This window comes from Micromonospora sp. NPDC057141, from assembly GCF_042670805.1.
GTDB lineage: Bacteria > Actinomycetota > Actinomycetes > Mycobacteriales > Micromonosporaceae > Micromonospora.
The window spans coordinates 87021-113986 of the sequence record NZ_JBHUVA010000010.1 but is presented as its reverse complement, the minus strand read 5'-3'; the positions used below and the strand labels follow the sequence as shown (position 1 = coordinate 113986).

Here is a 26966-nt window from a genome sequence, read left to right as displayed (position 1 = left end):
CCACCTGGAGCCACCATGCGTGACGTGGTCGAGATCGGACTGGGCAAGACCGCGCAGCGCGGTTACCACCTGGACGACATCGCCATCGTGCCCAGCCGCCGCACCCGGGACGTCGACGACGTCTCCACGACGTGGCAGCTCGACGCGTACCAGTTCGGCATCCCCTGCGTGGGGCACCCCTCGGACGCGACGATGAGCCCGGCGTCCGCCGTGCGGCTCGGCCAGCTCGGCGGGCTCGGCGTGCTCAACGTCGAGGGCCTGTGGACCCGGTACGAGAACCCGACCAGGATCCTGGAGGAGCTGGCCGCCCTCGACGAGGACGCCCGCGCCACCAAGCGGCTCCAGGAGGTGTACGCCGAGCCGATCCGTCCCGACCTCATCGCCGAGCGGGTACGCGAGCTGCGGGCCGGCGGCGGCACGGTGGCCGTGCGGGTCTCCCCGCAGCACACCCTGGCGCTGGCCCCGGTGATCCTCGACGCGGGCGTGGACATCCTGGTCATCCAGGGCACCATCGTCTCGGCGGAGCACGTCTCCACCACCGACGAGCCGCTGAACCTCAAGGAGTTCATCGCCGACCTCGACCTCCCGGTCATCGTCGGTGGCTGCACCGACTACAAGACGGCGCTGCACCTGATGCGCACCGGTGCGGCCGGCGTGATCGTCGGCATCGGCGGCGACGAGTGGTCGACCACCGAGTCGGTGCTCGGCATCCGGGTGCCGATGGCCACCGCGATCGCCGACGCCGCCGCGGCCCGCCGCGACTATCTCGACGAGACCGGCGGCCGGTACGTGCACCTGATCGCCGACGGCGACATCCAGACCTCCGGCGACATCGCCAAGGCGCTGGGCTGCGGCGCGGACGCGGTGATGCTCGGCGAGCCGCTGTCGCTGTGCGCGGAGGCCCCGGCCGGCGGCGCGTGGTGGCACTCGGCGGCCAGCCACCCGTCGCTGCCGCGCGGCGCGTTCGAGGTGGCCGGCGAGCCGCTGGGTGAGATGGAGCGGCTGCTGTTCGGCCCGGCCGACGAGCCGGACGGCCAGCTCAACCTGTTCGGCGGGCTGCGCCGGGCGATGGCCAAGTGCGGCTACCGCGACCTCAAGGAGTTCCAGAAGGTCAGCCTGGTCCTCGACCGTTGACGCCCACGGGTCGCGACGTGCGGCCCGGGAGAGCACGTGGCACGGCCCCGCCGCTGCGGAAGCGGCGGGGCCGGCGTCGTCGGGCCGGTCCGGCCGGGGTCAGCGCCTGATGTGGCTGGTCAGCACTTGGTGTAGATGGTCAGCTCGGACATGTTCTGGTAGCTCACGGCCGCGAAGTCGAGCGACTGGGCCGCGTTCGCGAGGCCGCCGGGCGCGGTGTCCTGCTCCCAGTTGGCGTGGTGGAAGTCCCGTTCTCCGATGGTCTGGAAGAACTGCTGGAAGTTGATGTCGCCCGTGCCCAGCGGGGTCATCTCGTAGCCGTTGGGCACGGCGGTGTTCTTGTTGCCGTCCTTCGCGTGGAACAGCGGGAACCGGGTGGTGCGCTCGGCCACGTTGAGGATCGGGTCGAACAGGTCGGTCTTCTCCTGGCCGGCCGGGTCGACGTACTTCTGGTGCTTGTAGCGGGCCACGTAGGCCCAGTAGATGTCGAGCTCGAAGAAGACGTACCGGGGGTCGGTGCGGCCGAAGAAGTACTCCAGCCGGCGGAGCCCGGAAGAGCGGGTGGGGTGGCCCAGCTCGTCCGTCGGGCCGGAGTCGAGCAGGAAGCTGTACGCGACGTCGTGGTTGTGCGTGTACAGCCGCATCCCCCGGGCGCGGGCCTGGCGGCCCAGCTCGTTCCAGGTGTCGGCGGCGGCGTCCCAGTCGGCCTTGTACGCGCTGTTGGTCGGGTCGCTGCCGGTGCCGATGTTCTTCATGCCGAGTTCCTCGGCGATGTCGAGCTGCTGCTGGAAAGTGTCCGCCCGGATCTGGGTGTGGGTGCCGTTGGCCACCAGACCGTTGTCGTCGAGGATCTTGCGGATCTCGGTGGGGGTGATCTGCCGGCCGAGGATCTCGGTGCTCTGGTTGTAGCCGGCGAACTCGATCTCCTGATAGCCGATCTCGGCGAGCCGGGCCAGCACGCGCTCGAAGCCGTACGGCACGCCGCTGTCGTCCGGGGCGGCCGAGATCCGGTCGCGCACGCTGTAGAGGATGATGCCCCGGTTCTTGCCCGGGATCAGGGGCTCGACCCGGAACTTGGGACCCCTGCCCTTGCCTTTGCCCTTGTCGCCGGCGAGGGCCGGCGTGCCGGTGGCGAGGACGGGCAGGCCGGCCGCGCCGATGGCCGCCGCCGCGCCGGCCGAGGCGGCGAGCAGGGAGCGGCGGTTGAGCCGTCCAGGCTGGGAGTCGGAGTGGGGATCGGGTGATGTTCGGTTGGACACGATGCTCAACACCTTCCGAGGGAGCGAACGGGGATCGCTGGGGTAGGTGGGGCGAATGCGTCGCATGTTGCGGATGCGTTACGACTTGAGGTCAGACACTAACCCCGAACCCGGGGCAGAGAAAGGTTCGATCGAACCAAACTTTTGTGCAGGTAGAACAAAAGTGGGGTCGATTGTGGGGCGTATTGTCGGTTATCTGGCCTTTTGGGGGTCGGTGTCGGCTAGGCTCGCCCCCGGGGCGGGCGAGGGAGAGCGATGGTCCGAACAGGAGAAAGAGGGGCCGGCCGGGCCGGCCTGACCGCCTGCCTCGTCGCGGTCGCCCTCGTCGCCTGCACCGGGCCGCCACCGGACCCCGACCGCCCCCGCCGCGGGGCGGCCGACGCCGGCGACCCGTACGTCCCCGGGCGCGGTAACGGCGGCTACGACGTGGCCGCCTACCGGCTGCGGGTCCGCTACGACCCCGCCGACGACCGGCTCACCGGACACGCCACGATCACCGCCACGGCGACGACCGGGCTGTCCCGGTTCAACCTGGACCTGTCCGGCCTGACCGTCGGCGCGGTCCGCGTCGACGGCGCGCCGGCCCGGCACGCCCGCGACGGCGACGAGCTGGTGGTCACCCCGGCGCGGAGCCTGGCCCGGGGCGCCCGGTTCGGCGTCGACGTCGAGTACGCCGGGGTGCCCCAGCCGGTCGAGAGCACGACGTTGGGCCTCGGCGGCTTCCTCGCCACCGCCGACGGCGCGGTGGCGCTCGGCCAGCCCGACTCGGCGACCACCTGGTACCCGGTCAACGACCACCCGTCCGACAAGGCCACCTACGACGTCGAGGTGACCGTCCCCGACGGGCTGGCCGCGCTCAGCAACGGCGTGCCGGCGGGGCGCACCAGCGCCGGTGGCTGGACCACCTGGCGCTGGGCCGAGCAGTCCCCGATGGCCAGCTACCTGAGCATGCTGGTGATCGGCGACTACCGGGTCGCCACCGGCACCCACCACGGCAGGCCGATGGTCACGGCCGTCGCGGCGGGCCTGCCCGCCGACGGGCCGGCCGCCACCTCGCTGGCCCGCACCGGCGAGATCGTCGACTTCCTCGCCGACCGCCTCGGGCCGTACCCGTTCGACTCGTACGGCGGGGTCGCGCTCGCCGATGGCCGCGTCTCGTACGCCCTGGAGACCCAGTCCCGCCCGGTCTACGGGCCGGGCTTCTTCCGCTCCGGCCGCCCCGACACGGGGGTGGTCGCCCACGAGCTGGCCCACCAGTGGTTCGGCGACAGCGTCTCGCTGGCCCGGTGGAGCGACATCTGGCTCAACGAGGGCTTCGCCACGTACGCCGAATGGCTCTGGCTGGAGCACGACGGCGGCCGGACCGTCGAGCAGACCGTCGCGGCCCGCTACGCCGCGACCGACTGGTCGCGGCCGTCGGTCGACCCGGGCCGGGCGAACATGTTCGGCGACGCGGTCTACCAGCGCGGCGCGCTCGCGGTGCACGCGCTGCGGCGGACCGTCGGCGACGACGCCTTCTTCCGGATCCTGCGCGCCTGGACGACCGAGCGGCGCGGCGGCAACGCCACCACGGCGGACTTGGTCGCCCTCGCCGAGCGGGTCTCGGGGCGGCGGCTGGGCCCGCTGCTCGACGCCTGGCTCGTCGGCGGCACCGCGCCCGCGCTGCCCTGACCCCGCCCCCGCCGGCCGGGCCGCCGCGCCCGCGCTGCCCTGATCCGCGCCCGCGCTCGCGCTCGGTAGGCTGCCGCGGGATGGAGCGGCCCGGGCGAGCCGGGCCGGCCGGGTGGGCCGAGGGCCGCCGCCGGGCCGAGGGCCTCCGCCGGGAGGGACGACGCGATGACGCTGGGCCTGCGGGGCCTGCACCTGCGCACCGGGCTGCTGCTGGCCGGCGTGCTCGGGCTGGCCGCCTGCACCTCGACGCCCGAGCCGGCCGCCAGAGAGGCCACCCCGTCGCCGACGGTGTCGCGGCAGTTCAAGCCCGGCGGGGCCGGGGTGGGCGACGACTACTTCCCCCGGTACGGCAACGGCGGGTACGACGTGACCCGGTACGGGGTGAAGGTCCGCTACGACCCGGCGACGGACCGCCTCACCGGCACCACCACCGTGCAGGCCACGGCCACCGCGAACCTGTCCGCGTTCAACCTGGACCTGACCGGGCTCACCGTGCGCGAGGTGACGGTGGACGGCGTCCCCGCCCGGCACGCCCGCGACGGCGACGAACTGGTCGTCACCCCGGCCGCCGGCCTGACCTCGGGCAACGGCTTCACCGCCGAGATCGGGTACGAGGGCGAACCGAAGCCGCTGAACAACGCGGCCCTCGGCGAGGGCGGCTTCCGGCACACCTCCGACGGCGCGGTGGCCCTCGGCCAGCCCGAGTCGGCGAGCACCTGGTTCCCGGTCAACGACCACCCCTCCGACAAGGCCACCTACGACTTCGAGATCACCGTCCCCGAAGGGCTGACCGCCGTCAGCAACGGGGTGCCGGTGGGCAGGAGCACCCGCGCCGGCTGGACCACCTGGCGCTGGGCCGAGCGGTCCCCGATGGCCAGCTACCTGAGCATGGTGGCGATCGGCGAGTTCCGGGTGACCCGCGCCGAGCACAAGGGACGGCCGGTGTTCAGCGCGGTCACCACGAAGCTGCCCGAGGGCGCGGCGGACGCCTCGATCGCCCGCACCGTCGAGGTGGCCGACTACCTGGAGGGCGTGTTCGGGCCGTACCCGTTCGAGGCGTACGGCGGGGTGGTCGTCGACGAGCCGGGCATCAGGTTCGCGTTGGAGACGCAGAGCCGCCCGGTCTACTCGGCCACCTTCTTCCGCCGGGGCGAGAACACCGGCGTGGTCGCCCACGAGCTGGCCCACCAGTGGTTCGGCGACAGCGTGGCGCTGAGCCGGTGGCAGGACATCTGGCTCAACGAGGGGCTCGCCACGTACGCGGAGTGGCTCTGGGAGGAGCACCGGGGCGGGCGGACGGCGCAGCAGTCCTTCGACGGGGAGTACCTCGGCGCGTCGGCGTCGCTGTGGCGGACGCCGCCCGGCAGGCCGGGGGTGGCGAACCTGTTCGGCGACTCCGTCTACCAGCGGGGCGCGATGACCGTGCACGCGCTGCGTACCACCGTCGGCGACCGGGCGTTCTTCCAGATCGTCCGGGGCTGGGCCGCCGACCGGCGCGACGGCAACGTCACCACGGCGGACTTCGTCGCCCACGCCGAGCAGGTCTCCGGCAAGCAGCTCGACGGGCTCTTCGACGCCTGGCTCTACGGCACCCAGCGACCGGAGCGCCCCGAGCCGCCCCGCTGAGCCCGGCTGTCTAGTTCTTCACCACCAGCTCCGGATGGTCGGCCAGATACTGCTCGGCCCGGCCCTCCTCCAGCGCGGTGAGGAACTGCCGGCCGACCGGCTTGAGCTGCTCGCCGCGGTAGGCGCTGCCCTTGCCCACCCCCTCGCCGGGCAGGCCGACGAGAACGAGCCGGTCGGCGGGCAGCCCGCCGAGGGCGTACGCGAGGTCCACGATCCGTGGGCCGCCGGCGTAGACGAGGGTGTCGCCGAGCGCCCCGACGACCTGCTCGACCCGGTCGGGCTGCCGGGGCAGGTTCTCGGACTGCATCTTGGTGACGAGGGCCCGGATGAGCTGCTGCTGGTGGCGCTGCCGGTCATAGTCCCCGTTCTTCAGGCCGTAGCGCTGCCGCGCGTAGTCCAGCGCCTGCCAGCCGTTGAGGTGCCGCTCGCCCTTCTCGTAGACCATCTGCGGGCCGACGTAGCCGCCGCCGCTCGGGGCCGGGTCGCGGTGCCGGCCGTCAGGCCGCCGGTGCAGCGAGACGGTCCGCTGGTCGACGTAGAGGTCGATCCCGCCGACGGCGTCCACCAGCTTCTCGAAACCGGTGAAGGTGACCACGGCGCCGGCGTCGATGCGCAGCCCCGTGTAGCCGCTGACGGTGCTGCGCAGCAGCTCGTACCCCTGGGCGGTGCTCGGCTGCTTCGGCTTGCCCGGCACCCGGCTGCCGTAGCTCATCGCGTGGGTGAGCTTGGTCTTCCCGCCGGAGTATCCGGCCTTCGGGTAGGCCGGGATGTCGACCAGCAGGTCCCGGGGCAGCGAGAAGAGGTACGCCCGGTCCAGCTCCTTCGGCACGTGCGCCACCAGCACGGTGTCGCCGTGCGGCTCCCAGCCGGGCACGCTGACCCGGGTGTCGACGCCGACGAGCAGCAGGTTCAGCGGCCCGGTGACGTCGGCACCCGGCGGCGGGGTCGGGCTCGGCGTCGGCGACGGCGTGGGGGTGGGCGCGGCGGTGACCCGCCCCGCCCCGCGTTCGGTCTGCCGGTCGGCGACCAGCCGGGCGGCCACCGTCGCCCCGACCGCCACCGCGACGGCTGCCGCGACGACGGCCAGCCCCACCCGCCACCGCCGCCGCCCGGTCCCCGACTGCTCGGTCATGTCGCACCCCCGCCCCTACAACGCTCCGAGGGCCACGCCGGGTTGCGGCCGCTGAGCCGCGATCACCGGCGGCGGATGCAGGGTCCCGCGAAACCGGCTATGGCGCGAGAGCTACTCGTCGGTAATGATGCGTTCATGCGGTACGACGTGCTCGTCATCGGGTCCGGCTTCGGCGGCAGCGTCACCGCGCTGCGGCTGGCCGAGAAGGGCTACTCGGTCGGCGTCCTGGAGGCCGGGCGACGCTTCGCCGACGACGAGTTCCCCGAGACCTCGTGGCGGCTGCGGCGCTTCCTGTGGGCCCCGCGGCTCGGCTGCTACGGCCTGCAACGGATCACCCTGCTCCGCTCCGCCGACCGGAAGACCGGCGGCGGGGTGCTGGTGCTCTCCGGGGCGGGAGTGGGCGGCGGCTCGCTGGTCTACGCGAACACCCTCTACGAGCCCCTCGACGCGTTCTACGCGGACCCGCAGTGGCGGGACGTCACCGACTGGCGGGACGAACTGGCCCGGCACTTCGACCAGGCGAAGCGGATGCTCGGCGTCACCACGTACCCGCTGCACACCCGCGCGGACTCCGCGATGCGGGCGGTCGCCGACCGGATGGGGGCCGGGCACACCTTCCACCCCACCCCCGTCGGGGTGCACATCGGCCGGCCGGGGGAGCGCGCCGCCGACCCGTACTTCGGCGGCGCCGGCCCGGAGCGCACCGGCTGCACCCACTGCGGGGCGTGCATGACGGGCTGCCGGCAGGGGGCGAAGAACACCCTGGTCAAGAACTACCTGTGGCTGGCCGAGCGGCTCGGCGTCGAGGTGCACCCGCTGGCCACCGTCACCGCCGTGCGCCCCGCAGCCGGGGGCGGGTACCGGGTCGAGACCGTCCGCACCGGGGCCTGGCTGCGCAGGCGCCGCCGGGTGTTCCACGCCGACCAGGTGGTCTTCGCCGCCGGGGCGCTCGGCACCCAGCGGCTGCTGCACGAGATGAGGGCCACCGGCGCGCTGCCCCACCTGTCGGACCGCCTCGGCGAGCTGACCCGGACGAACTCCGAGGCGATCCTCGGCGCGTCCGTGCCCCCCGGGCGGGCCCGCGCGCAGGGGCTGGACTTCACCGAGGGGGTGGCGATCACCAGCTCGTTCCATCCCGACCCGCAGACCCACATCGAGCCGGTCCGCTACGGGCGGGGCTCCAACGCGATGGGGCTGCTCCAGTCGCTGCTGGTCGACGGCGGCCCGCACCGGGCCCGCCGCTGGCTGGTCGGCCTGCTCACCCAGCCCCGCCTCGCCGCGCGGATGCTCACCGTCCGCGACTGGTCGCAGCGCACCGTCATCGCGCTGGTCATGCAGTCCGCCGACAACTCGCTGACCACCCGTTGGCGGCGCGGCCCGCTCGGCCGGCGGTTGGTCTCCGGCCCCGGCCACGGCACGCCCAACCCGACGTGGATCCCCGCCGGCAACGCCGCCGCGCGGCTGCTCGCCGAGGAGATCGGCGGCACGCCGGGCGGGTCGCTGACCGAGCCGTTCGACATCCCGATGACCGCGCACATCCTCGGCGGGGCGGTGATCGGGGCCACCCCGGCAGACGGGGTGATCGACCCGTACCACCGGGTCTACGGGCACCCCGGGCTGCACGTGGTGGACGGGGCGGCCGTGTCGGCGAACCTCGGGGTGAACCCGTCGTTGACCATCACCGCCCAGGCGGAACGGGCGATGTCGTTCTGGCCCAACCGGGGCGGGGCGGACCCCCGGCCGCCGCTGGGGGAGGCGTACCGGCGGGTGGCGGCGGTGCCGCCGGTGCGGCCGGCCGTGCCGGCGCACGCCCCTGGCGCGCTGCGCCGGGGTCCACGCAGAGACGGGGGTGACTGTCGGTAGGCTTCCTGCCCATGAGCACGCCTCGTCCCGTCCTCGTGGTGGACTTCGGAGCCCAGTACGCCCAGCTCATCGCGCGCCGGGTGCGCGAGGCGAGGGTCTACTCGGAGATCGTGCCGCACTCGATGCCGGTGGCGGAGATGCTGGCGAAGAACCCGGCCGCGATCATCCTGTCCGGTGGCCCGGCCAGCGTCTACGCGCCCGACGCCCCGCAGGTCGACGCGGGGATGTTCGACGCGGGTGTCCCGGTCTTCGGCATCTGCTACGGCTTCCAGGCGATGGCCCAGGCCCTCGGCGGCACGGTGGCGCGCACCGGCAACCGCGAGTTCGGTGGCACCCCGCTGCGCCCCCGCCTCACCGAGCCAGGGGTGCTGCTGCGTGACCTGCCCGCCGACCTGCCGGTCTGGATGAGCCACGGCGACTGCGTGACCGAGGCCCCGGCGGGCTTCGCGGTGACGGCCGAGTCGGCTGGCGCCCCGGTCGCCGCGTTCGAGGACCTGGCCGGTCGCCGCGCCGGCGTGCAGTTCCACCCGGAGGTGGGGCACACCGCGCACGGCCAGGAGATGCTCACCCGCTTCCTCTACGACATCGCCGGCATCGAGCCGACCTGGACGCCCGAGAACATCATCGACGAGCAGGTGGCCCGCATCCGCGCGCAGGTCGGCGACAAGGAGGTCATCTGCGGCCTGTCCGGCGGGGTGGACTCGGCGGTCGCCGCCGCGCTGGTGCACCGGGCCGTCGGCGACCAGCTGACCTGCGTATTCGTCGACCATGGCCTGCTGCGGGCGGGCGAGGCCGAGCAGGTGGAGAAGGACTACGTCGCCGCCACCGGGATCAAGCTGAAGGTGGTCGATGCGGCCGACCGCTTCCTCGGCGCGCTGGCCGGGGTGACCGACCCGGAGCAGAAGCGCAAGATCATCGGCCGGGAGTTCATCCGGGTGTTCGAGGCTGCCGCCCGGGAGGTCGCCGCGCACGGCGACGTCGAGTTCCTGGTGCAGGGCACCCTCTACCCGGACGTGGTGGAGTCCGGCGGCGGCACCGGCACCGCCAACATCAAGAGCCACCACAACGTCGGCGGCCTGCCGGAGGATCTGAAGTTCGCCCTGGTCGAGCCGCTGCGCACGCTGTTCAAGGACGAGGTGCGCACGCTGGGCCTCCAGCTGGGCCTGCCCGAGGCGATGGTCTGGCGACACCCGTTCCCGGGGCCGGGCCTGGCCATCCGGATCATCGGGGCGGTCGACCGGGGGCGGCTGGACCTGCTGCGCCAGGCCGACCTGATCGCCCGCGAGGAGCTGACCGCCGCCGGCCTGGACCGGGGCGTCTGGCAGTTCCCCGTGGTGCTCCTGGCCGACGTGCGCAGCGTCGGCGTGCAGGGCGACGGGCGCAGCTACGGGCATCCCGTGGTGCTGCGCCCGGTCTCCAGCGAGGACGCGATGACCGCCGACTGGTCCCGGCTGCCCTACGAGGTGGTGGCCAGGATCTCCACCCGGATCACCAACGAGGTGGCCGAGGTGAACCGGGTGGTCCTGGACGTCACCAGCAAGCCGCCGGGCACCATCGAGTGGGAGTGACGCCGGCCGAGCCGTCCCAACCGCCCCAACCGCCCCAGCCTGCCCAGCGGCCTCAGCCGCCGGTCGGTGGCGCGGGGTCCGCCGGGTGCGGCCAGGCCGGGGCGTCGGCGGGCTCCTCCGGCATCAGGAACCACATGATCGGGTACGCGAGCGCGGCCACCCCGGCGGTGGCGAGCGTCGCGACGGCGAAGACCACCCGGACGAGGGTGGGGTCGACGGCGAAGTAGCGGCCGAGGCCGCTGGCCACCCCGGCGACCATCCGGTCCGTGGTGGGGCGGCGGAGCTGCTTGTACGGGGCCTGGTGCGGTGTCGAGGTCATGCCTCCACGTTCCGCGCCGGGCGGCCCGCCGACCTCGGTGACGGCCCGGATCCTTACCCTGACCGATCCCTGATGATCAAGAATTCAGTCAGGAATCTGACTCTTTTCGATGCAGGTAACGAGGGGCGGGGAGAATTTGGCCCCGTGACCACCATGCTGGAGCCGCTCCGCAGGATCGCGGCATACGCAGTTTGTGCTGATTCAGTCGGCCGAGTGTTGCTGGTCCGCGCATCGGAGCGCTCCGGCACCCCCGGCACCTGGTCCCTCCCCGGCGGGGCGGTCGACCACGGCGAGGACCCGAACCACACCGTCGTGCGGGAGACCGCCACCGAGACCGGGCTCTCGGTCGCCGTCTCCGGGTTGCACGACGTGCTGGCCGACATGCGGGCCCTGCCCGAGCGGGGCATCACCATCCACACCGACCGGCTCATCTACCGGGTCTCCGTGCGCGGCGGCACGCTCACCGACCGGATCGACCGCCCCACCGACCTGGCCCGCTGGGTCACCCCCGCCGAGGCGCGCGAGCTGCCGCTGCGCGCGTTCACCGCGTGGGCCCTCGGGCTGCCCGCCTCCTCGGCGGACGTGGTGCCCGACGAGCCCCCGGAGTTCCCCTCCTTCTACGCGGTCCCCGGCCCCGACGGGCTGCACCGCGCCCAGCGCTTCGCCGCGTACGCGGTGGCCACCGACCCGGAGGGCCGGGTGCTGCTCACCCGGGTCTCCGACGGCTACCCGGGGGCCGGCTGCTGGCACCTGCCCGGCGGCGGCACCGACTACGGCGAGCAGCCGGGCGCGGCGCTGATCCGGGAGCTGGTCGAGGAGACCGGCCAGCAGGGCCGCCTCGTCGAGCTGCTCGGGGTGGCCAGCCACCGGGACGCCGCCTCCCTCGGCCCGGAGGGCTATCCGATCGACTGGCACGGCGTGCGCGCCTTCTACCGGGTGATGGTCGACCAGCCCGCCCCGCCGACGGTGACCGACGTCGGCGGCTCCACCTGCGAGGCCCGCTGGTTCGCCCGCGAGGAACTGGGCGCGCTGCCCACCGACCGCCTCACCGAGGTCACGGCCGAGGCCGTCCAGGCCGCCCGCCTCGCCTGAGCCGCTGCCGAGCCCCGGCCCCGACCGGTCGCGGCCCGGAGGCCCCACGTCGTCGCCGCCCGCGATAGCTTCTTGATCGACCGGGTGCCTGGCCCGGGGGGAGCGGGAGGCGCGGCGTGCTGGAGCAGCGACGGCGGGTGGGGGTCTACGGGGTGTGTCGGGGCCGCGACGGGCGGGTGTTGCTCGTGCGCGGCTCCGCGACGGCCGACTATCCCGGGGTGTGGCAGGTGCCCGGGGGCGGGCTGGAGCACGGGGAGCATCCCGAGGCCGGCGTGGTCCGGGAGTTCGCCGAGGAGACCGGCCTCGCCGTGGAGGTGACCGGCCTGCTCGCCGCCGTCTCGGACGTGACCCCGCTGCCGGGCGTGGCGCTGCACACCGACCGGATCGTCTGCACCGTCGAGGCGACCGGCGGCACGCTGCGCGACGAGCCCGACGGCACGACCGACCTGGTGCGCTGGTCGACCCTCGACGAGGCCGCCGGGCTGCCGCTGATGCCGTTCACCGCCGAGGCGCTCGGCCTGCCGGTCACCCCGCTGCGGCGGCCTGCGCCCGGGGCGGCCCCCGGTGCGCCGTACCCGCCGGTCCCGGCCGACCGACGGCAGCGTTTCGCGGCGTACGGGCTGGTCACCGACCCGGCCGGGCGGGTGCTGCTCACCCTGATCGCGGACGGCTACCCGGGGGCCGGGCTGTGGCACCTGCCCGGTGGCGGCACCGACCACGGCGAGCAGCCGGCCGCCGGCCTGCTCCGCGAGCTGGTCGAGGAGGCCGGCCAGCTCGGCCGGGTGGTCGAGCTGCTCACGGTCCACCACCGGTATGACCCCGGCGCGCTGGGGCCGGAGGGCCGGCCGCTGGACTGGCACGGGGTACGGGTGGTCTACCGGGTGGTGGTCGACGATCCCACCGAGGCCCGGGTCACCGAGCTGGCCGGGGGGTCGACGGCCGCCGCCGCGTGGTTTCCGTCGGACTCGCTCGGCGGCCTGCCGTTGACCGAGGTGGCGGCCCTGGTAACCGGACATCGGCTCGCATAGCGCCCGCCCGCCGAGCCGGTATCGACGACCTCCGGTAGGCTGAAGGCGGGGTTGATGGAGGATCGGGCGATCGGGCCCGAGATGGGAACAAAAGAGGCGATTAGCGCGGTTAACGGAGATATAAGGTCCGCCGGCAGCTATCGCCAAGCCCCCTACCCCTGTGCAATGGTGTACTCCGCTTTGACGGCTGCCGGGCCAGAAGCGGTCCGGCACGAGACAGCCGGACACCCGCCCTCGTGGCGGTCAGCCCGATCCGGTGATGGAGGAAACGTGCCGAGAGCCCCATGGCGCCGGCGTCGTACGACTGACAGTCCGCGCCCCGCAGGGCGTCGCTGGGCGAGCCCGTTGCGCCGCAGCAGCACGTTCGCCCGCCAGGTGCTGCTCGTCCGGGTGGGGCGCCGCGACGGCGTCGCCGCGACGGGGGCCGACCTGGCCTCGCCCGAGCACCGCTACCTCGACCGGCAGCGCCGCCGGTACGGCCTCGACCGCTACCAGCGCACCGAGGTCGAGGCGGTCGTGCCGGTGAGCCCGGCCGTGGGCCCCAGCGCCCCGGTCGACGACGCGGAGTCGATGTCGATCCCGCTGCTGCCCGGTGCGCGGACGACGGCCCGCCGGGCCAAGTTCGCGCTGGTCAACGCCTGCACCCTGGCCAGCCTCGTGCTCGGCATCAACGCCATCTTCGTGGCCATGCAGGGCGAGGTGCGCCTCGCCGCGCTCCTGCTGATCGCCTGCGTGGCGTTCGACGGGCTCGACGGCGCGCTGGCCCGCCGGTTCGGGGTGGCCAGCCCGTTCGGCGCCCAGATGGACTCGCTGGCCGACATGTGCTCCTTCGGCCTGGCCGCCCCCGTGGTCGTCTACGCCTCGCTCGCTGGCGAGGCCCCGCGCGGCGCCGCCGCGGTCGCCGCCGCGCTCGTCGCCGCCTGCGCGGCGATCCGGCTCGCCCGGTTCAACGTCTCGCCGAAGGACGGCCGCTTCTTCTGCGGAGTGCCGACCACGATGGCCGCGGCCGTGCTGGCCCTGACCGTCGCCCTCGGTCTGCCGCTGCCCGGCCTCGTGCAGATCGCCGGGGTGGCGCTGCTCGCGTTCGCGATGGTTTCCAGCTTCCCGTACGCGAAGCTGGCCCGGCTGGTGAAGCTGCCGCCGTGGCTCTGGCTGGCCCCGGTGGTCGGCGCGCTGGTCGACATCCGGCTCACCTTCGCGCTGATCGTGGTGGGATACCTGGTCAGCGGCCCGGTGCTCTGGCTGCACCAGCGCCGCGCCGCCTGAGCCGACGCTCGACGACGAAGGGGCGCCGCGACCGCGGTGCCCCTTCGTCGTGCCCGGGTCAGCGCCAGCGGGCGACGACCGTGGACCCGCCGACCACCCGGTCGCCCGGCCCGACCAGCGGGTCGGCCGCGTCGGCCGGCAGGTAGACGTCGGTGCGCGAGCCGAACCGGATCAGCCCGAACCGTTCGCCCCGGGCCAGCAGCGCCCCGATCGGGGCCCGCTGCACGATCCGCCGGGCGATCAGCCCGGTGCGCTGCGCCACGACGACCGTCCCGTGCGCGGTGTCCAGCACCGTGTACGCCGCCACGTTGTGCTCGGCGTCCGGCTTCATGGCGTTGACGAAACCGCCGTCGGCGACGAAGTAGTCGACCACCTTGCCGGCCACCGGGGAGCGGTTGACGTGCACGTCCAGCACCGACAGGAACACCGCGACCCGCAGCCACTCGCCGTCGCCGAACCGCTCGTCGTGCAGCCGCTGCACCGACAGCACCTGCCCGTCGGCGGCGGCCACGACGGCCGACGGGTCCTCGGGGACGTCCCGCTGCGGGTCCCGGAAGAACGCGGCCACCGGGGCGGCGGCCAGGGCCGGCAGCAGCCAGAGCTTCGACTTGGGGCGGGCGAGGCGGGTCAGCGCGGCCAGGCCGAGGGTGATGCCGGCCGCCGCGACCCCGTTGGAGTCGATGTGCATGCCCCGCGTGAGCGGTACGCTCGACGGCCGGTGGGCCGGGGCGAGGCGCGCGGCGATCGCCGCGTCGGCCGGGGTGAACCGGAGCCGGTGCACCCGCACCGGCGGGGAGTTGCGCAGGACCAGGTCGCTCCCGACGCCGTGCAGGGCGCCCTGCCGCTCCAGCTCGGCCGCCGCGCCGGCCGTCCGGGCCGGGGTCGCCGGCACCGCCACGCTGAGCACCGCCCCGTCGGCCAGATATTTCGCCAGGCCGTCGACGGTCGTCCGGGCCTCGTCGGCGGTGCCGGTGAGCGGCTCGGCGGCGATCACCACCTCGACGGCGTCGGCCTCGGCGAGGGAGTCCACCACGCGTACCCGGTCGGCGACCCAGCGGCCCTGGGCCGTCACGTGCTCGCGTAGCGCGGCCGGCGTCGCCGACGCGGCCGGCACGACGGTGAGGGCGTCGCCGGGCAGCAGGGCGTCGATCGCCGCGGCCAGGACCGCGGAGTCCGGGGTCGCGCCGACCAGCAGGGCGGCCTTCGGGTCGTTGCGCCGGGCGAGCTCGGTGACGAGGGTACGGGCGGCACGCTCGCCGATGCGGACCGGACCGGGCCGGCCAGAGGTGCGCACGGCGGGGGACTGGGTCATGTCGGACGGGCTCCTGACGGGGTAGAGACGGGAATCGCGGCGGGATCGCCACGGCCAACCGGTCGGGGTCGACCGCGGACGGGCCCGCCGACCGGGCGGCCGGGGCTCGGGCGAGGCCCCGCGACACGGCCCGGTCGTCGGCGGCCCGGCGGCTCGGTCGCGGGTGAGGCCCGCGGCGTGGGCCGGCCGGCGGAGGCGAGATCTCCACGGCCAGCATATGCGCCCTCCGCCGGGGCCGGCACCGCAGCGGTCAACCGCCTGCCCGCCCGTCCCCACGGGGCGCCCCGCCGCCGCTGACCGGCTGGTCCTCGACCGCCTCCGGCAGGCTGCCGGAGACGGCGGCGGTCGGCCACTCGTCGGCCCGCTCGGCACCCGGGACCTCGGCCTCGGGTTCGGCCCTGGCCCCCGCATCGGCATCGGCCTCGGGTTCGGCGGCCGGTGCCGCCTCGGGAGTGGCCCCCTGCGGGCCGGCCGCCTGGTTGCCCCGGCCGGAGCGCAGCGCGCCGACCAGACCCAGCGCGCCGATCAGGAGCAGCCCGCCGGCCAGGAACCAGCCGACCGGGGGGAGGGCCAGGCCGAGCAGTTGGGCGAGCAGCCACCAGGCGGCCAGTGCGACGAAGAACAGGCCGAAGCCGAGCGACACGACATCTGTGCGGTGCGCCTTCACCGGGTCACCTCCAGGTCTCCGGCGTTGACGTGGACGTAGAGGCGCAGCTTCCCGCCGCCGGGACCGTCCGCGCCGAGGTCGGTGGTCTCGCGGAGCCGGCCGTCCAGGCCCCCGGAGCGGTTGCCGAAGATGGTCGCGTCCCCGGCGTTGACGTCGGCGATCGTGGTGACGTCGACGTTCGGCGGCACCACCACGGTCGCCTTGCCGAAGTTGATCGCGACGGTGATCTGGGTCTCCTGTTTGTCGAAGTCGACGGCGCGCAGGTCCAGCACGGCGTCGCCGAAGTTGTTCTCGTACCGGTCGGCCAGGTCGCGGCGGTCCGTGGGGGCCCAGGTGACGTCCCCGTCCACGCCCCGGACCCGGTCGTAGGACTCGGCGACAGTGGCGACGCCGAGGGCCGCCGCGGTGACCAGCCCGAGCGCGATCAGCCACCGCGCCCGGCCGAACCAGGCGCCGACGAGCAGGCCGAGCCCGATGGTCGCCAGGGCCGCCGCGAAGTATGCCGCCGCCCCCACCTCGACCACGTCCAGCAGGTCGAGCACGGCCACCACGCCGAGCGCCAGGAAGATCAGCGAGAAGGTCACGGCACCCAGCGGGGACCGTTCCCTGGGCCGCTTCGGCGGCCTGGCCGGCGGGTGCGGCGTCGGTGGGACCGGTTGCGGCCCCTGGGCGTACGGGCCGTGCGGGGCGAAGGGCGGCCGGTAGCCGGGCGGCGCGGGCGCGGCGACCGGCGGGTAACCGAACGGGGCAGGGGAGCCTGCCTGCGGGGCCGGCGTGGGCGGCCAGCCCGGCAGCCCGGCGGTCGCCCCGCCCGGGGAACGGGTCGGGGCGGCCCACCCGGCGGCGGGCTGCCCGGGGAACGGCGTCCCGAACGGCTGCCCCGCAGGGACCCCGGCGGGCTGCCCCGCGAGCGGCGCCCCGGACGGCTGACCGGGGACGCCGGGGCCGGCCGGCGGCGTCCGGGGCGCGGCCCCGTGGCCGGTGGGCGGGGTGAACAGGCCGGGCGCGGGCGGGATGATCGGGCCCCGCGCGGGCCAGGCGACCGGCGGCACCGACCCCGGCGGGGCGGCGGCGGGCGCGCCGGGGCCCGGGCCCTGGCCCGCCGTGCCCCGGCCCGCCGCGGCGTGATCGCGTTTGAGCAGCAGCGCGCCGCCGACCAGGATGGCCGCGCCGAGCAGCACCGCCCGGAACGCGTCGGTGACGATGTACCCGAAGCTCACCGCGACCAGGATGCTCAGCGCGATCACCGTGACCGGGGACATGCTGGACCGGCCCCGGCCGAGCATCGACTCGACCGGGGAGGCGGTGTCGCCCTCGCCGGGGATGATCAGCCAGGCCGTGACGTACACCAGGATGCCGATGCCGCCGAAGAAGCCCAGCACGGCCAGCAGCACCCGCCAGAGCACCGGGTCGGTGTTGGTGGCCCGGCCGATCGCCGCGCAGACGCCGGCCAGGTAGCGCCCCTCGCGGGGCCGGACCAGCCCGTACCGGGAGGTGAAGCCGGCACCCTCGGGCGGCGGGGGCGGCGGGGCCGCGTATCCCCCGGGTGGTGGGCTGCCAGCCCCCGGACCGTCGCTCCCGGGCGGTGGCGGTGGCGCGGTCGTGCCTTCCGTGCCCGGCGCGGCGGTCGCGTCCGTGCCGCCCGGCGCTGGCGTCGTCGGGCCGAAGGTGGTCGGCGTGGTCCAGGCGGGGGGCGTGGTGGCCGCCGGGGTCGGCGGTGTGGGCGGTGGCGGCCCGCCCGGGGGCGCCGTCCCGGGGCGGGGCGGCGGGGCAGCTTCCTCGGTCATGCCTCGATCCTGCTGCTGCGGGCGGCGAGAGACCTCCGGAACCGACCCTGACCGCACCCTGAGATCCGGCCGTCCGGGATGTCCGGGCGTTCCCCGTGGTCCCCGGCGGCCGTGGCGTGTGACGATCGGATCGGCGTCGCCGGCCCTCGGCGTGCGCCCGCGCCCGCGCCGCACATCGGCCGGCGTGCGCCCCGCCCGAGCAGGGAGCCTCCGATCAGCGCCGTGACCCAACCACCCCGCCTCTACCGGGCGCCCGAGCGCCGGATGGCCGCCGGCGTCGCCGCCGGCATCGCCGACCACCTCGGCATCTCGGTGGTCCGGGTGCGGGTCGCGTTCATGGTGCTGCTCGGCCTCAGCGGGCTCGGGCTACTGCTGTACGCCGCCTTCTGGGCGGTGGTCCCGCTGCGGCCCGGTGACACCGCCGTCCCGGCCCGCCGGGATCTCGGCCAGCTCCTGCCGTTCGTGGCGATCGGGCTGGTGGTGCTCGTGCTCCAGACGGTGCTCTTCGACTCCGTCGGCGCGGCGGGCACCGCCGGCTGGCTGGTCGCGATCATCGCGGTGGGGGCCGGAGTGATCTGGCACCAGTCCGCGCCGGAACGTCGCCGGCAGTGGGACGAGAGGATGCCGGTGCCCTGGCTCGGCGTGGTGATCGAGGAGAACGACCGGCGCGCGTTCGTGCTGCGGTTCATCGGCGGCGGGGTGCTGGTCGCGGTCGGCATCATCGGCGTCGCGGCGGTCTACTCACCGGCGCAGAACTTCGACTCGGTGGTCAACGGCGTCATCTTCGCGCTGGTGGGGCTGGCCGGGGTGGGGGTGGTGGCGGCCCCGGTGCTCTGGCGGACGTACAACCAGCTCCGCTCGGAGCGGGAGGGCCGCATCCGCGAGCAGGAGCGGGCGGAGCTGGCCGCCATGGTGCACGACCAGGTGCTGCACACCCTCGCGCTGATCCAGCGCAACGCCGCCGACACCACGACCGTGCAGCGGCTCGCGCGCGGGCAGGAGCGGTCGCTGCGCAACTGGCTCTACAAGCCGACCGCCTCCCCGACGGAGCGGTTCGCCGCAGCCCTTGAACAGGCGGCGGCCGAGGTCGAGGACACCTTCGCCATCACCGTGGAGGCGGTGGTGGTGGGCGACCGGGCCACCGACGAGCGGGTCGGCGCGCTGGTCGCGGCGGCCCGGGAGGCGTTGGTGAACGCGGCCCGGCACGCCGGGGTACGGACGGTCTCGCTGTATGCCGAGGTGGAACCGGAGCAGGTGAGCGTCTTCGTCCGGGACCGGGGCAAGGGCTTCGATCCGGATACGGTGGAGGACCACCGGCACGGGGTCCGGGGGTCGATCGTCGGGCGGATGAAGCGGCACGGCGGCCGGGCGGAGATCCGCTCCGAGCCGGGTGAGGGGACGGAGGTCCGGTTGATCCTGCCGATCTCCCGCGACCAGTCCACGGCGGAAGGAACGCGATGACCATGGCCGAGCAGCCGACCGGACCGGTCGAGGGTGCGGCGGGCGAGGCGGGCGTGCCTGCGCGCCTGCGCGTCTTTCTCGTGGACGACCACGCCATGTTCCGCGCGGGGGTCCGCGCCGAGCTGGGCGTCCACGTCGAGGTGGTGGGCGAGGCCAGCACGGTGGCCGAGGCGGTCGCCCGGATCGCCGCCACCACCCCCGACGTGGTGCTGCTGGACGTGCACATGCCCGACGGCGGGGGCCGGGCGGTGCTGGAGGCGATGCGGCGTACCCACCCGCAGGTGCGTTTCCTGGCGCTGAGCGTCTCCGACGCCGCCGAGGACGTGATCGGCCTGATCCGGGCCGGCGCCCGGGGCTACGTCACCAAGACGATCTCCCCGGACGAGTTGGCCGCCGCGATCCGCCGGGTGGCCGACGGGGACGCCGTGTTCAGCCCCCGGCTGGCCGGGTTCGTGTTGGATGCCTTCGCCGCCCGGCCGGACGCCCCGGTGGCCGATCCGGAGCTGGACCAGCTCACCAACCGGGAGCGCGAGGTGCTCCGCCTGCTCGCCCGGGGGTACGCGTACAAGGAGATCGCCAAGGAGCTCTACATCTCGATCAAGACGGTCGAGACGCACGTGTCGAACGTCCTGCGCAAGCTCCAGATGTCCAATCGGTACGAATTGTCGCGCTGGGCTGCGGACCGCCGCCTGGTGTGATCGACTCCTTGTCCGGCCGGGCCCGGGCGACGGTCCTGGGCGCCGGCGGGTGTGACGCAGCGTAACTGTGAGTCTGGTCATTCCACCCGCATCCCCCGCTCGGTCGGTGCTGTTCCCCGGGTGGTCGACGGCCACCTCCACCGGATGGGCGGACGTGTCGGGCGCCCGTCCTGCCCCGCCGTGTCCGCAGGGTGGGGCGGGGAAGCTCACAGGCGGGGCGTGGGCGTTGGGCAGAACGCGAAGGACGGTTGTATCTTGGCTGCTCGGCGGGGTGCGGGCGACTTGTTTCAAGATCGTTTCTCAAGTATCGGCCGCACTGCGGGCAACTAACGGCTTGATAACGGCACCTTCACGTAACGGGCCGGCGGGTGTCACAGTTGCAGCACCTCACCCCCGGTGTGAGGCGCCCATGCACGGTCGCGCAGCCACGGATGTGTCGAGAAGTCACGGTTCGTGGTCGTCGAGTCCTGCGCGGGAGCCGAATCCGGTACGGTGCGGGCGGCCCGGCGGATCGGTACATCAGGGGTGTCCCGATTTTCTGCGGTAGCCGGCGGTCGGTGGTTGCGACCGCCGGCGGTGTCACCCCCATGCGTGCGTGAAACCCACGACGGAACAGGTTAGAAAGAGGAGGCCCCTCGGAATGAGAGTCTCGAAGCGGGCGAGTGGCGCGATCGCGCTGGGCGCGGCTTTCGCGCTCGTCGCGTCCGGCTGCTCCAGCAGCGACGGAGAGGGTGGCGACGCCACCAGCGCGGACGGCGCGATCACGGTCGACGGCACCGAGCCGGAGAACCCGCTGGTTCCGTCGAACACCACCGAGACCGGTGGCGGCAAGATCATCGACTGGATGTGGACGGGCCTGGTCGAGTACCCCAACAACGGTGGTGCCCCGCAGAACGCCCTGGCCGAGTCGATCGAGACGGCCGACTCCAAGGTCTACAAGATCAAGATCAAGCAGGACACGAAGTTCCACGACGGCACCGTCGTCAAGGCCAAGAACTTCGTGGACGCCTGGAACTGGGGCGCCTACTCGCCGAACGGCGCGCAGAACTCCAGCTTCTTCGCCGACATCGCGGGCTTCGAGGACGTCAACACGGCGGACCCGGACGGCCCCGAGGGCCCGCAGAAGGCCCCGGAGCCGAAGGCCAAGGAGATGTCCGGCCTCAAGGTCGTCGACGACTGGAATTTCGAGGTCACGCTCGCCGCGCCGACCGCCGTGTTCCCGACCAAGCTCGGCTACAGCACCTTCATGCCGCTGCCGGACGCGTTCTTCGCGGGCAGCGCCGAGGAGTTCGGCAAGAAGCCGATCGGCAACGGGCCGGTCAAGTTCGTGTCCTGGGAGAACAACGTCGCGATCAAGCTGACGCGGTTCGACGACTACCAGCTGCGCGACAAGATGAAGATCAAGGACGTCAACATCAAGATTTACCAGGAGGACACGGCCGCGTACAGCGACCTGGTCTCCGGGAACCTCGACTTCATGCAGCAGGTTCCGGTCGCCGCGCTCGCGGGCGACAAGTGGAAGTCGGATCTGGGTGAGCGGGCCATCTCGTCGACCACCCCGGTGACCGGCATCATCGCCTTCCCGATCTACGACAAGCGCTTCCAGAACCCGAAGCTGCGTCGTGCCATCTCGCTGTCGATCAACCGGCAGGAGATCACCGACAAGATCTTCTTCGGCAACCGGAAGCCGGCCGACAGCTGGGCCAACCCGCTGACCCCGGGCGCGGCGCCGGGCAACTGCACCGCGTGCCAGTTCAACGTGGACGAGGCCAAGAAGCTGCTCGCCGAGGCCGGCGGCTTCACGGGCGAGCTGGTCATGTACTACAACGCCGACGCCAGCCACAAGGAGTGGATGGAGGCCGTCGCGCAGCAGGTCAAGACCAACCTCGGCATCAACGCCCGCGCCGAGGGCGTGCCGACCTTCGCGGTGTTCCGCCAGAACATCAACGCCCACAAGATGAAGGGCGCCTACCGCGCCGGCTGGCAGCAGGACTACCCGGACGTGGAGAACTGGATCAACCCGCTCTACGTGACCGGCGGCTCCTCCAACGACGGTCTGTACAGCAACAAGCAGGTCGACGCCCTGGCCAAGGAGGCCAGCTCGGCGCCGAGCCTCGACGCCTCGCACGCCAAGTTCGCCGAGGCCGTCAAGCTCATCGACCAGGACGTTCCGTCGATGCCGATCTACTTCGGTGGCCAGCAGTCCGGCCACTCGGAGAAGATCAAGAAGATGGAGCTGAGCAACGTCGGCGAACTCGACATCACCTCGGTCGAGCTCTGATCCGTACGGTCTGACCCCGGGTCGGGCTCACCTACCGGTGGGTCCGGCCCGGGGCCGTTCCGCGAGGGGTGCACCACACTCCCCGCCACGTTGACGTCACCCCGTGTCGGCGGTCGTCCGACGCGCCCCCTGTCAGGAGGACCCCCTCATGGGCCGTTATCTGTTGAGACGGCTGCTGCAACTCGTCCCGGTCTTCATCGGTACGACGTTCCTGATCTACTGGCTCGTCTGGTCCGTGCCGGGCGACCCGTTCGCCGGCAAGTGCGGCGACCGCCGGTGCCCGGACTCGTACATCAACTTCATGACCGAGAAGTACCAGCTCGACGAGTCGATCTGGGTGCAGTACGCCACCTACATGAAGAACCTGTTCCAGGGGGACTTCGGCATCACGTTCAACAACCGCGCGGTCGGCGACATCATCGCCACCGCGTACCCGAACACCCTGAAGCTCGCCGTGGTGGCCCTGGCGATCGAGGCGGTCATCGGCCTGACCGCCGGTGTCCTGACCGGCCTGCGGCGCAACGGCTTCCTCGACAACCTGGTCCTCGTCTCCACGCTCTTCCTGATCGCGCTGCCGGTCTTCGTCGTCGGCTTCGTCCTTCAGTGGCTGCTCGGCGTGAAGTGGGGCATCGTCAACCCGACGGTCTCCAGCGAGATGCGGCTGACCGAGCTGCTCCTGCCCGGCTTCGTCCTCGGCAGCGCGTCCACGGCGTACGTCGCCCGGGTGGCGCGCACCAGCATCGCCGAGAACCGCCGCGCCGACTACGTCCGCACCGCCATCGCCAAGGGCCTGCCGATGCGGCGCGTCGTCGGCGTCCACCTGCTGCGCAACTCGCTGATCCCGGTCGTCACCCTGCTCGGCACCGACCTCGGCGCGCTCATGGGCGGCGCGATCGTCACCGAGGGCATCTTCGGCATCAACGGCATCGGCCGCGCCGTGCTCCGGGCGATCGTCACCAAGGAGAGCGCTACCGTTGTCTCCATCGTGGTGGTCCTGGTGCTCGTCTACCTCCTGATGAACCTCCTGGTGGACCTGCTCTACGCCGCTCTCGACCCGAGGATCCGCTATGAGTGAGCAGCGTCGCGAACGAGTCAAGAACGCAGCGTGTCGGGGCCACCGCCCCGGCACCGAGCGCAGCGAGGTGGCGGCATGAGTGACCCCAGCACCGCATCGATCGTCTCGACCCCGCCGGCCACCATGTCCACCGAGGCGGGCTCCGGCGCGCCCGTCGACGCCGGCCTGCCCGAGAACGCCCGCAGGGAGAAGCCGCGCGGCCTGCTCGGCGACGCCTGGCGCGACCTGCGCCGCAAGCCGCTGTTCTGGATCTCCGCGGTTCTCATCCTGGTCTTCGTGACGATGGCGGCCTTCCCGTCGCTGTTCACCTCCGGCGACGCGGTCAACGGCGCGCTGGCGAACAGCCGGGTCGAGCCGTCGGCCGACGCCTGGTTCGGCTACGACGTGCAGGGCCGCGACGTCTTCGCCCGGACGATCTACGGCGCCCGCGCCTCGATCGTGGTGGCCCTGATCTCCACCATCGGCACGCTGCTGATCGGCGGCACCATCGGCATGATCGCCGGCTACGCCGGCGGCTGGGTCGACGCCCTGCTCTCCCGCTTCGCCGACATCTTCTTCGGCCTGCCGTTCGTGCTCGGCGCGATCGTCATCCTGACCACCTTCAACGGGGCCGGGGCCAGCAACAACGAGTGGCAGATCATGGGCCTGGTCATCATGTCCCTGGTGGTGCTGAGCTGGCCGGTCGTGATGCGGCTGATGCGCTCCTCGGTGCTGGCCACCAAGGAGGCCGACTACATCGTCGCGGCCCGGGCGCTGGGGGCCGGCACCGGCCGGATCATCCTCAAGCACCTGCTGCCGAACTGCCTCGCCCCGCTGCTGGTCTACGGCACGATCATGGTCGGCTCGTTCATCGGCGCGGAGGCCACGCTGTCGTTCCTGGGCATCGGCCTGAAGACCCCGGTGGTCTCCTGGGGCATCATGATCAGTGAGGCGCAGAACTACATCCGGGTCTCGCCCTTCCTGCTCTTCTTCCCCTCCGCGTTCCTCGTCACCGCCGTCCTGAGCTTCGTGATGCTCGGCGAGGCGGTCCGCGAGGCCCTCGATCCGAAACTGCGCTAGGGGAGATTGAGTTGTCCGACATTCTCGTGACCGAGCAGTCCAAGCCGGGCGCCGACGGATCCGGCCGCCCCTCGGGTCGTCTCCTGGAGGTCGAGGACCTGCGGGTGGAGTTCCGCACCCGCGACGGCGTTGCCAAGGTCATCAACGGCGTCACCTATCACGTCGACGCGGGGGAGACCCTCGCCGTGCTCGGCGAGTCCGGTTCCGGCAAGAGCGTCACCGCGCAGACCGTCATGGGCATCCTCGACACGCCGCCCGGCTTCGTCACCGGCGGCCAGGTGCGCTTCCACGGCAAGGACATGCTCACCATGTCCGCCGAGGAGCGCCGCCGCATCCGCGGCGAGGGCATCGCGATGATCTTCCAGGACGCGCTCTCCGCCCTGAACCCCGTCTTCACCGTCGGGTTCCAGATCGCCGAGCAGTTCCGGATCCGGCGCGGCCTCAGCCGCGCCGACGCCAAGAAGCGTGCGATCGAGATGCTCGACCAGGTCAAGATCCCGAACGCCAAGGGGCGGTTCAGCAACTACCCGCACCAGTTCTCCGGCGGCATGCGGCAGCGCGCGATGATCGCGATGTCGCTGGCGCTCGACCCGGAGGTGCTGATCGCCGACGAGCCGACCACCGCGCTCGACGTGACCGTGCAGGCCCAGATCATGGACCTGCTCGCCGAGCTCCAGCGCGAGCGGCAGATGGGCCTGATCCTGATCACCCACGACCTCGGCGTGGTCGCCGACGTCGCGGACCGGATCGCGGTCATGTACGCCGGCCGGATCGTCGAGGAAGCCAACGTCTACGACCTGTACGCCAAGCCGGCGCACCCGTACACGATCGGCCTGATCGACTCGATCCCGCGGATGGACGAGCGGGGGCAGCAGCTCCGCACGATCAAGGGCCTGCCGCCGAACCTGATGAACATCCCGCCGGGCTGCCCGTTCAACCCGCGCTGCCCCATGGCGCAGCCGGTCTGCCGGGAGAAGCTGCCGCCGCTGCTGCAGATCGGCGCCGACCGCGCCAGCGCCTGCCACTTCGCTGAGGATCTGGTGAACCGTGACTGAGCACATCCTCGAGGTCCGTGACCTGGTCAAGCACTACCCCGTCACCCGCGGCGTGGTGTTCAAGAAGACCACCGGGCACGTGAAGGCCGTCGACGGGGTCTCGCTGGAGCTGAAGGCCGGCGAGACGCTCGGCGTGGTCGGCGAGTCCGGCTGCGGCAAGTCGACGCTGGCCCGGGTGCTGATGAACCTGGAGCGGCCGACCGCAGGCGGCGTGTACTACAAGGGCCAGGACATCTCCAAGCTCTCCGGCGGCGCGCTGCGCCGGCTGCGCCGGCAGATCCAGCTGGTCATGCAGGACCCGTACACCTCGCTGAACCCGCGGATGACGGTGGGCGACCTGATCGGCGAGCCGTTCGAGATCCACCCCGAGGTGGCCCCGAAGGGCAGCCGGCGGGACAAGGTCAAGGAGCTGCTCGACCTGGTCGGGTTGAACCCGGAGCACATCAACCGGTACCCGCACCAGTTCTCCGGCGGCCAGCGGCAGCGCATCGGCATCGCCCGGGCGCTGGCCCTGCGGCCGGAGATCATCATCTGCGACGAGCCGGTGTCGGCCCTGGACGTGTCCATCCAGGCCCAGGTGATGAACCTGCTGGAGAAGCTCCAGGCCGAGCTCGGCCTGTCGTACGTCTTCATCGCCCACGACCTGTCGGTGGTCCGGCACCTGTCGGACCGGGTCGCGGTGATGTATCTCGGCAAGATCGTCGAGATCGGCACCGAGGACGAGATCTACGAGCGCCCCACCCACCCGTACACCCAGGCGCTGCTGTCGGCGGTGCCGGTGCCGGACCCGACGCTGCGCGACCAGAAGGCGATCATCCGGCTCACCGGCGACGTGCCGTCGCCGATCAGCCCGCCCTCGGGCTGCCGGTTCCGCACCCGGTGCTGGAAGGCGCAGGACGTCTGCGCCGAGCAGGTCCCGCTGCTGGAGATCCGCTCCGGCTCGGACCACCCGAGCGCCTGCCACTTCGCGGAGACGCGCGAGATCGTCGCCAGCCACGAGGCGTGAGCCTCCCCGGCTGACCAGCGACACCCGACCGCCTGCCGGCGTCCCCGCGACGCCGGCAGGCGTTTTCGCCTACAGCGGGCCGCGGCCGGCGCGGAGCAGCAGCAGCGCCAACTGGGTGCCGTCGGCGCCCAGGACCTGCCGGAACCGCTCCAGGATCTCCCGCTCCCGCGACAGCACCAGGCGGGTGCCCCCGGAGGCCATCCGGGTCGCGCCGACCTCCTGCGACAGCGCGGCCCGCTCCTGCCACAGCGCGATCAGGGTGCTGTCGATCTCGTCGATCCGTTCCCGGATGGCGACGATCCGCGCCGCAGCGGCCGAGTCGTCGGTGCCGGTCCGGGGCGATCCGGCGGGCGCCGGTGCCGCCTCGGTCCGCCCGCCGCCCGCGCTGCTGTTGCCGGCCTTCGCCTGGGTGCCACCGTCCTGGTCGCCCTGCGGACGGGACCGCGCCAAGCCGCCGTTCTGCTCCACCACGTCTGCCATCATCGCCGTACCCCTCGGACGTCGGGCCCGGTGCCCGGATCCCGGGACGAAAAAGCCCCGGGCTCTCCAGAGCCCGGGGCTTTCGTAGGTCTGATCTGATCAGGCGCGACCCACGGCTGCCGGACTC

At 73.1% G+C, this 26966-nt stretch carries 21 protein-coding genes and 1 pseudogene; 15 read left to right on the top strand and 7 right to left on the bottom strand.

The genetic code is table 11. The annotated features are described in order from the left end of the window. The first annotated feature begins 15 nt into the window (after positions 1-15). Positions 16-1134 carry a GuaB3 family IMP dehydrogenase-related protein gene (locus ACFT41_RS09435; protein ID WP_377581727.1) on the top strand — a complete coding sequence of 373 codons (1119 nt, stop codon included), beginning with the start codon at positions 16-18 and terminating at the stop codon, positions 1132-1134. Between the two features lie 119 nt (positions 1135-1253). Here ACFT41_RS09435 and ACFT41_RS09430 read toward each other — a convergent pair whose 3' ends face one another. Beyond that, positions 1254-2393 (bottom strand): sugar phosphate isomerase/epimerase family protein, encoded by a 1140-nt coding sequence (locus ACFT41_RS09430; protein WP_377581729.1) that lies wholly within the window; start codon positions 2391-2393, stop codon positions 1254-1256. Positions 2394-2648: 255 nt separating this feature from the next. On the opposite strand from ACFT41_RS09430, the gene ACFT41_RS09425 reads away from it, so the two are divergent. Both ACFT41_RS09425 and ACFT41_RS09420 read left to right on the top strand, forming a co-directional pair. Further along, entirely contained in the window at positions 2649-4064 is a 1416-nt protein-coding gene (locus ACFT41_RS09425; protein WP_377581732.1) for a M1 family metallopeptidase, read from the top strand. 165 nt (positions 4065-4229) lie between these two features. After that, positions 4230-5690 carry a M1 family metallopeptidase gene (locus ACFT41_RS09420; RefSeq protein ID WP_377581734.1) on the top strand — a complete coding sequence of 487 codons (1461 nt, stop codon included), beginning with the start codon at positions 4230-4232 and terminating at the stop codon, positions 5688-5690. Between the two features lie 10 nt (positions 5691-5700). Here ACFT41_RS09420 and ACFT41_RS09415 read toward each other — a convergent pair whose 3' ends face one another. Further along, a complete protein-coding gene (locus tag ACFT41_RS09415; protein ID WP_377581736.1) occupies positions 5701-6822 on the bottom strand; it encodes an LCP family protein in 1122 nt (373 codons plus the stop codon). A 135-nt stretch (positions 6823-6957) separates the two neighbouring features. On the opposite strand from ACFT41_RS09415, the gene ACFT41_RS09410 reads away from it, so the two are divergent. Together ACFT41_RS09410 and guaA are read left to right on the top strand one after the other, a co-directional pair. Further along, the gene (locus ACFT41_RS09410; RefSeq protein WP_377581738.1) at positions 6958-8685 is read left to right on the top strand and encodes an FAD-dependent oxidoreductase; all 1728 of its coding nucleotides are present in this window, start codon (positions 6958-6960) and stop codon (positions 8683-8685) included. 11 nt (positions 8686-8696) lie between these two features. After that, complete coding sequence (gene guaA / locus ACFT41_RS09405) at positions 8697-10253, top strand: glutamine-hydrolyzing GMP synthase (protein ID WP_377581740.1); 1557 nt, start codon at positions 8697-8699, stop codon at positions 10251-10253. Between the two features lie 52 nt (positions 10254-10305). Here the strand turns inward: guaA and ACFT41_RS09400 are convergent, their stop codons facing one another. After that, positions 10306-10572, bottom strand: coding sequence for a PspC domain-containing protein (locus ACFT41_RS09400; RefSeq protein WP_377581742.1), 267 nt, complete (start codon positions 10570-10572; stop codon positions 10306-10308). Between the two features lie 144 nt (positions 10573-10716). Here ACFT41_RS09400 and ACFT41_RS09395 point away from each other — a divergent pair, with 144 nt between their 5' ends. The 3 genes from ACFT41_RS09395 to ACFT41_RS09385 all read left to right on the top strand — a co-directional run bounded on the left by ACFT41_RS09395 (position 10717) and on the right by ACFT41_RS09385 (position 13958). Then, the gene (locus ACFT41_RS09395) at positions 10717-11664 is read left to right on the top strand and encodes an NUDIX domain-containing protein (protein ID WP_377581744.1); all 948 of its coding nucleotides are present in this window, start codon (positions 10717-10719) and stop codon (positions 11662-11664) included. Positions 11665-11783: 119 nt separating this feature from the next. Then, complete coding sequence (locus ACFT41_RS09390) at positions 11784-12692, top strand: NUDIX hydrolase (protein ID WP_377581824.1); 909 nt, start codon at positions 11784-11786, stop codon at positions 12690-12692. A gap of 345 nt (positions 12693-13037) precedes the next feature. After that, the gene (locus tag ACFT41_RS09385) at positions 13038-13958 is read left to right on the top strand and encodes a CDP-alcohol phosphatidyltransferase family protein (protein WP_377581746.1); all 921 of its coding nucleotides are present in this window, start codon (positions 13038-13040) and stop codon (positions 13956-13958) included. A gap of 58 nt (positions 13959-14016) precedes the next feature. Here ACFT41_RS09385 and ACFT41_RS09380 read toward each other — a convergent pair whose 3' ends face one another. The 3 genes and pseudogenes from ACFT41_RS09380 to ACFT41_RS09370 form a co-directional block, all read right to left on the bottom strand. Then, positions 14017-15270 carry a phosphatidylserine decarboxylase gene (locus ACFT41_RS09380; protein ID WP_377581748.1) on the bottom strand — a complete coding sequence of 418 codons (1254 nt, stop codon included), beginning with the start codon at positions 15268-15270 and terminating at the stop codon, positions 14017-14019. 442 nt (positions 15271-15712) lie between these two features. After that, positions 15713-15937, bottom strand: a pseudogene (locus ACFT41_RS09375) (hypothetical protein); the annotation flags it as partial. Continuing rightward, positions 15934-17724, bottom strand: a complete 1791-nt coding sequence (locus tag ACFT41_RS09370) for a PspC domain-containing protein (RefSeq protein WP_377581751.1) — start codon at positions 17722-17724, stop codon at positions 15934-15936. The gene ACFT41_RS09370 and the pseudogene ACFT41_RS09375, both read right to left, overlap by 4 nt. Positions 17725-17946: 222 nt before the next feature. Here ACFT41_RS09370 and ACFT41_RS09365 point away from each other — a divergent pair, with 222 nt between their 5' ends. From ACFT41_RS09365 to ACFT41_RS09335, 7 genes are all read left to right on the top strand, one after another. Continuing rightward, positions 17947-19185 carry a PspC domain-containing protein gene (locus ACFT41_RS09365; protein WP_377581754.1) on the top strand — a complete coding sequence of 413 codons (1239 nt, stop codon included), beginning with the start codon at positions 17947-17949 and terminating at the stop codon, positions 19183-19185. A gap of 2 nt (positions 19186-19187) precedes the next feature. Continuing rightward, complete coding sequence (locus ACFT41_RS09360; RefSeq protein ID WP_377581826.1) at positions 19188-19883, top strand: response regulator; 696 nt, start codon at positions 19188-19190, stop codon at positions 19881-19883. A 640-nt stretch (positions 19884-20523) separates the two neighbouring features. Further along, positions 20524-22164, top strand: a complete 1641-nt coding sequence (locus ACFT41_RS09355; protein WP_377581757.1) for an ABC transporter substrate-binding protein — start codon at positions 20524-20526, stop codon at positions 22162-22164. 148 nt (positions 22165-22312) lie between these two features. Further along, positions 22313-23239, top strand: a complete 927-nt coding sequence (locus ACFT41_RS09350) for an ABC transporter permease (protein WP_377581759.1) — start codon at positions 22313-22315, stop codon at positions 23237-23239. 75 nt (positions 23240-23314) lie between these two features. Next, entirely contained in the window at positions 23315-24298 is a 984-nt protein-coding gene (locus tag ACFT41_RS09345) for an ABC transporter permease (protein ID WP_377581762.1), read from the top strand. Positions 24299-24324: 26 nt separating this feature from the next. Continuing rightward, a complete protein-coding gene (locus tag ACFT41_RS09340) occupies positions 24325-25353 on the top strand; it encodes an ABC transporter ATP-binding protein (protein WP_377581828.1) in 1029 nt (342 codons plus the stop codon). Then, positions 25346-26359 (top strand): ABC transporter ATP-binding protein, encoded by a 1014-nt coding sequence (locus tag ACFT41_RS09335; RefSeq protein ID WP_377581765.1) that lies wholly within the window; start codon positions 25346-25348, stop codon positions 26357-26359. Before ACFT41_RS09340 ends, ACFT41_RS09335 begins: the two co-directional genes overlap by 8 nt. 69 nt (positions 26360-26428) lie before the next feature. Here the strand turns inward: ACFT41_RS09335 and ACFT41_RS09330 are convergent, their stop codons facing one another. Next, positions 26429-26842 carry a chorismate mutase gene (locus ACFT41_RS09330; protein ID WP_377581768.1) on the bottom strand — a complete coding sequence of 138 codons (414 nt, stop codon included), beginning with the start codon at positions 26840-26842 and terminating at the stop codon, positions 26429-26431. Positions 26843-26966: the final 124 nt, after the last annotated feature.